The 7285-nt window shown below is 71.0% G+C and carries 4 protein-coding genes; 1 reads left to right on the plus strand and 3 read right to left on the minus strand.

The window, feature by feature from the left end; translation table 11 throughout:
* Positions 1-101: 101 nt before the first annotated feature.
* From LCE31_RS01100 to LCE31_RS01110, 3 genes are all read right to left on the minus strand, one after another.
* Entirely contained in the window at positions 102-1631 is a 1530-nt protein-coding gene (locus LCE31_RS01100; RefSeq protein ID WP_225012000.1) for a UDP-N-acetylglucosamine 1-carboxyvinyltransferase, read from the minus strand.
* Between the two features lie 493 nt (positions 1632-2124).
* On the minus strand, positions 2125-3612 hold the full coding sequence (locus LCE31_RS01105; protein ID WP_225012001.1) for an ABC transporter substrate-binding protein: 1488 nt from the start codon (positions 3610-3612) through the stop codon (positions 2125-2127).
* Between the two features lie 19 nt (positions 3613-3631).
* Positions 3632-5608: a hypothetical protein gene (locus tag LCE31_RS01110; RefSeq protein WP_225012002.1), complete on the minus strand. Its 1977-nt coding sequence runs from the start codon at positions 5606-5608 to the stop codon at positions 3632-3634.
* 254 nt (positions 5609-5862) lie between these two features.
* On the opposite strand from LCE31_RS01110, the gene LCE31_RS01115 reads away from it, so the two are divergent.
* Complete coding sequence (locus tag LCE31_RS01115; protein ID WP_225012003.1) at positions 5863-7134, plus strand: carbohydrate-binding protein; 1272 nt, start codon at positions 5863-5865, stop codon at positions 7132-7134.
* The last annotated feature ends 151 nt before the right edge of the window (positions 7135-7285 follow it).

Here is a 7285-nt window from a genome sequence, read left to right on the forward strand (position 1 = left end):
CCTCGCGGGCCCGAAGTCCCGGAGAAGTCCCAGACATGCCGCCGCACCCCTCCCTGACCCGCTAAATAGCAGGTCAGATGGGGTGCGGCGGCATCCTCACATCAGATGTCCCGGAAGATCTCGATCTGCGCGCCCACCGAGTTGAGGCGTTCCGCCAGGTCCTCGTAGCCGCGGTTGATCACGTACACGTTCCGCAGGACCGACGTGCCCTCGGCCGCCATCATGGCCAGCAGGACCACCACGGCCGGGCGCAGCGCGGGCGGGCACATCATCTCGGCGGCCCGCCAGCGGGTCGGGCCCTCGACCAGGACGCGGTGGGGGTCGAGGAGTTGGAGGCGCCCGCCGAGGCGGTTGAGGTCCGTGAGGTAGATGGCGCGGTTGTCGTAGACCCAGTCGTGGATCAGGGTCTGGCCCTGCGCCATCGCCGCGATCGCCGCGAAGAACGGGACGTTGTCGATGTTGAGGCCCGGGAACGGCATCGGGTGGATCTTGTCGATCGGCGCCTCCAGCTTGGAGGGACGCACCGTCAGGTCCACCAGCCGGGTACGGCCGTTGTCCGCCGGGTACTCGGCCGTCAGGTCGTGGTCGAGGCCCATCTCCTCCAGTACGGCGAGCTCGATCTCCAGGAACTCGATCGGCACCCGGCGGATCGTCAGCTGCGACTCCGTGACCACCGCGGCGGCGATCAGGCTCATCGCCTCGACCGGGTCCTCGGAGGGCGAGTAGTCGACGTCCACGTCGATCGACGGTACGCCGTGCACGGTCAGCGTCGTCGTGCCGATGCCCTCGACCCGGACGCCGAGCGCCTCGAGGAAGAAGCACAGGTCCTGCACCATGTAGTTCGAGGACGCGTTGCGGATGACGGTGACCCCGTCGTGGCGCGCCGCCGCGAGCAGCGCGTTCTCCGTCACGGTGTCGCCGCGCTCGGTCAGCACGATCGGGCGGCTGGGCGCGACGCCGCGGTCCACCTGCGCGTGGTACAGCCCCTCGGTCGCGGCGATGTCCAGGCCGAAGCGGCGCAGCGCGATCATGTGCGGCTCGATGGTGCGCGTGCCGAGGTCGCAGCCGCCGGCGTAGGGCAGCCGGAAGGAGTCCATGCGGTGCAGCAGCGGCCCCATGAACATGATGATGGAGCGGGTGCGGCGGGCCGCGTCGGCGTCGATGGCCTCCATGTCGAGGTCGGCGGGCGGCACGATCTCCAGGTCGACACCGTCGTTGATCCAGCGGGTCCGCACGCCGATGGAGTTCAGGACCTCCAGCAGGCGGTAGACCTCCTCGATGCGGGCGACCCGGCGCAGTACCGTACGGCCCTTGTTGAGGAGGGAGCCGCAGAGCAGCGCGACGCAGGCGTTCTTGGACGTCTTGACGTCGATGGAGCCGGAGAGCCTGCGCCCGCCGACCACCCGCAGGTGCATGGGCCCGGCGTAGCCGAGGGAGACGATCTCACTGTCGAGGGCTTCACCGATGCGGGCGATCATCTCAAGACTGATGTTCTGGTTGCCCCGCTCGATGCGGTTCACGGCACTCTGGCTGGTCGCGAGAGCTTCGGCGAGCTGCGTCTGTGTCCAGCCTCGATGCTGCCTGGCGTCACGGATGAGCTTACCGATGCGTTCGAGGTAGTCGTCTGCCATAACCCATAGGCTATATCAGCCATGAGATAAGTTCCGAGTCGGGGTGGGCTGTTCGGGTGAACCCGCGTGTCGCGGCCCCGACGGCCCCGACGGCCCCGACAGACCCGGCGGCCCTGATCCAGGGTGCGCCGAGCCGCGCGGCCGTGCGTCCGGCCCCGCAGCACAGGCATACCGGAACGCACCCGCGAATCGATGATCGACCCGCGGGCGCGGGACCCGCAACCGGAACCAATTCGTCCGGAACCGTCCCCGGCCCGCGGCACGGCCCGGTCAATGGCTCCCGCGCCGCCGCGCGTGTGGCGTGCCCACGGCTGCCGCTTGTGGTGAAGGACCGTGCGGGGGCGGTCGGTGTTCAGCCGTACCCCCGGCAGCACCCGGAAGCCCCTACGGAGCGTGATCGGCACGGTGCCTCCCGCTGACCCGTCGTGGACCTCCGTGTTGCCCGTAGCGGCAGGATCAAGCGCGTGCCTCCGGGCGGCGCGGCGGCATCGCGTCACGAGCCCGGCAGCGGCGCCCCCTCCGCGGCCGAGACCGTGACGAACGCGGAGGTGCCGTCCTGTTCGAGCTTGAGGATCGGCACCGCCTTGCGCAGCGGGCTGCCGTCGGCGCCGAACGTCAGGAAGCCGCTGGCGCCCGGCACCTTGTTGTTGCCCTGCATCTGCTCGAACATCCGGGCCACCTCGTTGCCGGTGATGTGCTTCTGGCCCCGGTCCGCCAGCGAGGCGCCCTTCGCCGCGGTCAGCACGGCGTCGTGCGCCATCATCGCCTGGCCGTCGTCGCGCGGGTCGCTCGGGAACCACTGCGCCAGCAGGCCCTCGGGCCCGAACGCCGCGGCGGAGGTGTGGTCCACCACGCGCGGACCGCTCTTCCCGCTCTTCTCGTACATGTCGGGGTGCGCGAGCCCCGTGTAGAGCACCGGGACGCCGGTCTTGGCCGCCTCGTGCAGGCTGTCCGCCGTCAGGTTGGTGGTGTCGTCGCCCGTCATCACGGTGAAGCCGGTCCAGTCGCAGGTGCGGTGGGCGAGGGCGTCGAGGAAGCGGGTGAGATGGATGCCGCGCCCCGCGAAGTAGATCAACTGCGGCTTCGCGACACACAGGTTGGAGGTGATCAGATCGAGTTCCGTCTGCCACGAGTCCACCGACGAGTCGAAGGTCTGCGTGGGCTTCGGCTGGATCAGCTTGTGCCGCTTGTCGGGGTAGGCGGCGCTGAACGCCTTGCCGAGCGACGCCGCGTAGAGGTTGCCCCGGGCCGCGTCCTGCACGATCGCCGCCGTACGGAAGGTGTCGCCCGCTTTGAGGAAGGCGGCCGCGGCGTGTGCCTCGTCGGTGTTGGTGGGGGTGACCCGGACGAAGTTCTTGATGTTCCTGATGTCGTCGGCCGTCATGGTGGACGCGACGAGCGCGAGCTGGTGCCGGGACAGCTCGTGGATCGCCGCGAGGTCCGCGCCGGTGCTCGGGCCGAGTCCGGTGACCGCGACCAGGTGGTCGGCGTCCTTGTCCGCCACGAGTTCGTCCACGGTGTGGCGCCAGCGGGCCGAGCGGGTACCGGTGTTGGCGATCAGCAGCCGCACCGGGGGAGCCGCCCGCATGTCGCCCCTGTTGTGCCGGTACTGCGCGAGGTACGCGCCCTCCAGCTCGTGGCGCACCGACTCGGCTGAGTTGCTGTCGCGCGAGGTCAGCGTCAGCGTCGTCATGTACGCGATGGAGACATAGCTGTCGCCCGCCTCCTTCGCGACCCGGTCGTTCTCCGCCTTGATCCGGGCCTCCACGTCCTTGAGGTCGGCGGAGAAGACGTACGAGCCGTCCGTCACGCCGACGCACTCGCCCGCGTCGCCCTGCTTGACCACCCCGGCCGCGCACCGCTCGCCCGCACGCTGGGCCCACGAGACCGCGACGTACCCGCCGACCGCGAGCACCGCCGCGGCCACCACGGCCGCCACGACCCGCCGTACGACATGCAGCGGCCACTCGATACGCACCATCACGCCCCCATGTCTGCCATTACGCCCTCATGCCCGTCCCGCCCCAGTTCTGCGGGTGCTGCCAGTACCGGTACCGCTCGGCCTCGTTGAGGAGCGGCACGATGTCGTCCCTGCGCAGATGCGCGAGGTGCGCGTAGCCGTCGGCGACCAGGCCGCTCAGCCGCATGCCCGGATCGGCCAGCGGATCGCTCCACAGCCAGCGCGCGGTGACGAGCCCCCGTACGACCGTCGCGGTGTCCATCGCGGCGGCCGGGCCCCGTTCCGACCCGAGCGCCTCGATGAGCTCCAGCGGCCCCGCCCCGGCGGGCAGCCGGTTGGGCGCGGCCGTCACCGCCTCCAGATCGCTGATCCACCGGGTGGCCGGCTGGCTCCTGAACCGCTGGGTGAGTTCGTCCGACACCTCGTCGACCCGTCCTGTCGCCAGCAGGTGGTACAGCTCGAAGACCGGCCTGCCCTGGGTTCTGTAGTGGTCGGCGAGCAGCTCGTGCGCGCCGTCCCAGTCCGCGGGCCGCTCCGCCAGCTGCCACAGCAGCAGCCGCCGCAGCCAGGGATGCAGAACGGGATCGAGGCCGGCGGGGTCGAGCAGCCAGCGGGCGCGCACCTCGGCGAACAGCGCGTCGCCGTGGCCGAGCACCTGGGCGCCCGTCGACAGGTCGCGGGCGGCGGCGCACTCGGCGAGGCCCTCCTGCTCCGACTCGGCCAGGCCGCGCAGCAGATGGCGCAGCGCGACGTCGACGAGGCGCGCCGTGCGGTCGCCGACGCGCAGCGGGCGCTCCGGGAGCGAGCGCAGCCACAGGTCCTGCTCCACGCCGCTGTGCGCGGGCGGCCCCGACTGCCGCAGCACGTCGAGGACTTGCTGCACCGCACGCGGCAGCCCGCCGGTCAGCCGGTGCACGAAGGGCGTGAGCCGGGTGTACGGGGCGAGTTCGGGCACCCCGCCGAACCGCAGGTCGATCCGGATGCGCACCTCGTCGAGGCTCAGATCGCGCAGCCGCAGCGGGTACCACCAGGTGTCCTCGCTGTCCCGGCTCGGCCGGTACTCGCGCCAGTCGGCGAGCGACGCCCGGTCCGGGCCGCGCGGGCGCCACAGCCAGGTGTCGCCGCTCGCCGGCCCCCAGCGGGGCAGCCACCGGTTCGCACTCGCGACCGCCGTGAGCGGATCGCACGGCAGGTTGTTCATGACCGTGTCCTCGTGGCGCGCGTGCAGCAGCAGATCGAGGAAGCGGCGGCCGTACGGGGTGTGCGCGTTGTCGAGCAGCAGCAGGTACGAGCGCGGCATGAAGCTGCGCGCGCAGTTGCGCCGCAGGTCTTCGAGGAACGCGGAGAGCAGCAGGCGGTCGAGCCGTTCGTGGTCGGCCGCGTCGCCCTCGTGGCGCCACTGGTTGATTTCGAGGAGCGCGTCCCAGTCGTCCGTGCGCGAGGTCATCGGATGGGCGCCGAACCAGTGGGCGCTGCTGGAGAGTTTGCCGGTCAGCCGCTTCCTTCCGTGGCGCACGGCGTCGGTGACGAGCTTGAGCGCGACGGACGACACACCGTCGGGGAGACCGAGCGCGCCGGCGCCCACGTCGAGGAAGGCGGTCAGGTAGTCGCCGTCGTAGCGCTGCTCGTTCGCCTCCTGGAAGTGGTCCACCTGCCGCCGTACGGCCCGCCTGCCGTCGACCTGGTCATGGATGCGGAGGTCCTCGTCGGACGCGAGCAGCCCCAGGGTCAGCAGCGGGAACCGCGCACGCCCGTAGCGGCGCACCTTCTGCGCCATCTGACGGGCCACCAGGGCCAGGGCGTAGCGAGGAAGCAGCGAGTGGTCGCCGCCGAAGTTCACGTACGCGAAGGGCTGTTCGCTGCCGAATCGGTCGAGCACCGCGCCGTGCGCCTGGCTCGCGCCTGAGCCGCGCGGGCCGAGCAGCATGGTGAGGGGCCGCTCCTCGCCCGGTGCCAGCGCAAGGCACTCCTCGACGAGCGACAGGATGCCGCTGCGGCCCCGCAGGCCAAGTCCCATGCCTGGTTCCACCGGTCGCCCCACCTCGTTCCCCCGACAGGAAGTGTGCGTGACTGACCACCGTAGAACGGGAGTTGCCAATTGACATCATGGGTGACCTGATCGTCACCCAGCTGTGGCACGAATCGGTCAATACGCGGTGCGCCCTGCGTTCGATGTATTTGGTCTAGTCCAACTCATTGACGTGCTCGTGACCGTGTCCGATTCTGAGCTGCACCCGAAGACTCCCCTCCACCTCACCGGGAGATCCGCCCATGAAGCGTCTACGTGCCCTCCTCGGCGGCGCGGCGGCGGTCGCGCTCGGCGGAGCGGGCCTCGCCATGGCGTCGCCGACCGCCTTCGGCTCGGCCGCCCCCCCCGCCGCGGGCGCGCCCGCGGCCACCGCCCACAGCGCCGCGGCGTCCGCCGCGCTCGACAACCGGTGGTACGCGGCAGCGCCCTACCTGATGCCGCTCGACAACGACCCGCCCAGCGCGACCGACATCATGGACGCCAGCGGACTCAAGGCGTTCCAGCTCGCCTTCATCCTCGCCCCGAACGGCGGCGGCTGTTCGCCGACCTGGGGCGGCACCGCCCCCGTGTCGAGCGACACCTCCGTCGCCTCGACCATCTCCGCCATCCGCGCCAAGGGCGGCGACGTGTCCGTCTCCATCGGCGGCTACGGCGGCACGAAGCTCGGCCAGGCCTGCTCCGACGCCGCGTCGACGGCCGCCGCGTACCAGCAGGTCATCACCAAGTACCAGCTGCACGCCATCGACTTCGACCTGGAAGAGCCGGAGTACGAGAACACCGCGGCCGTCGCCAACGAGATCGGCGCGGCCAAGATCCTCCAGCAGAACAACCCCGGCCTGTACGTCTCCGTGACGACCGCGGGCACCGCGGCGGGCACCGGCTGGTTCGGGCAGCAGATGCTCAACGAGGCCAAGTCGATCGGGTTCACGCCGAACAACTTCTCCATCATGCCCTTCGACGGCGGCTTCAACGGCGCCTCCTCGCAGACCGCGGCGCTCACCGCGTTCAACAAGCTGCTGCAGACCACATTCGGCTGGAACGAGGCCACCGCGTACGCGCACGAGGGCTTCTCCGGCATGAACGGGCGCAGCGACTCGGGGGAGATGTTCACCCAGGCCGACTTCCAGACCGTGCTGGACTACGCCACGAGCCACGGCATGGACCGCTTCACCTTCTGGTCGCTCAACCGCGACCGGCAGTGCTCGCCGCCCGACAACAACGGCACCACCTCCGGCACGTGCAGCAGCGTCGCCCAGTCGCCCTGGGACTTCGCCAAGTACTCGGTGAAGTTCGCCGGGGCGACCCCGCCCAGCACCCCGACCGATCCGCCCACCACGCCGCCCTCGGACCCGGGCAGCTGCGCGGCGGGCGCGTGGAACGCCGCCACCGCCTACACGGCGGGCAACGAGGTCTCGTACGACGGCCACACCTGGAAGGCCAAGTGGTGGACGCAGAACGAGACTCCGGGCAGCACCGGCGACTGGGGCGCCTGGCAGGACGAGGGCGCCTGCTGACCGCGGACCCGGCAGGAGCGTAGGGGAGTGGGGGGGGGGGGGGGGGGGCCCCCGCGGGGCGCGTGGCCCCCGCCCTCCCGCCACGGCGGGGGCCTCCATGGTGCGGTGGTGGTAGGTGATGCACGTCTCAAGGTTGTGCTGCGCCATCGTG

This window comes from Streptomyces sp. 8L, from assembly GCF_020176795.1.
Taxonomy (GTDB): Bacteria; Actinomycetota; Actinomycetes; order Streptomycetales; family Streptomycetaceae; genus Streptomyces.